Raw genomic sequence first — 838 nt, 5'->3', positions numbered from 1 at the left:
TCCAACGCCACCGCATCCGACCCCGCCCGAGCCAACCGCACCCGCACCACCGACGCACCCGAGGCATGCAACCGCACCCCCGACCACGCAAACGGAACACGCACCGACCTCGAACCCGACTCCACGTCCAGCTGCTGCTCGAAGTCCGCCAAGGCCACGGCATGCAGTACCGCGTCCAGCAGTGCGGGATGGACTCCGAACCGCTCCACCTCACCAACCCGCTCCTGCGGAAGACGGACCTGAGCGAACACCTCCTCACCACGCCGCCAGACCGACTCCAACCCCCGGAAAGCCGGGCCATAGCCAAACCCACGCTCAGCGAGCCCGGCATAGAACCCCTCCGGATCGGACATCACCACCTCGGCACCCACCGGCGGCCACTGCTCCAACACCGCCCCATCACCAGCAGCCGACTCCTCCGCCACCAGCAGTCCGGTCGCATGAGAGCTCCACGCCGCATCATCGGAGCCCGTCGCATCCTCAAGGTGGGAGTAGACCGCAACCGGCCGCAGCCCCGCCTCATCCGACTCCTCGACCACCACCTGAACCTGGACACCGCCCTGCTCGGGCAGAACCAGCGGCGCCCCCAGCGTCAGCTCCTCCACCCGACCGCAACCGACCTGATCGCCCGCACGGATAACCAACTCGACCAACGCGGCGGGCGGCACCAGCGCCGAGCCCAACACGCGATGATCAGCCAGCCATGGGTGTGTCTCCAGCGAGATACGTCCGGTGAAGAGCTGCCCGCCCTCGGCGAGGGGAACCGCCGCTCCCAGAAGGGAGTGTTCAAGGGCTTCCAGGCCCAGACCACTGGCATCGGCCCCCACAGTCGGGGCAT

At 68.4% G+C, this 838-nt stretch carries 1 protein-coding gene; it reads right to left on the bottom strand.

What is annotated here, in order from left to right; genetic code table 11:
* The coding region (locus ABD329_RS47875) for a polyketide synthase dehydratase domain-containing protein (protein WP_344318302.1) at positions 1–838 on the bottom strand (838 nt) is incomplete at both ends.

The sequence above is a fragment of the Streptomyces javensis genome, assembly GCF_039525925.1.
GTDB classification, from domain to species: Bacteria; Actinomycetota; Actinomycetes; order Streptomycetales; family Streptomycetaceae; genus Streptomyces; species Streptomyces asiaticus.
This window is presented reverse-complemented; position numbering and strand designations above follow the sequence as displayed.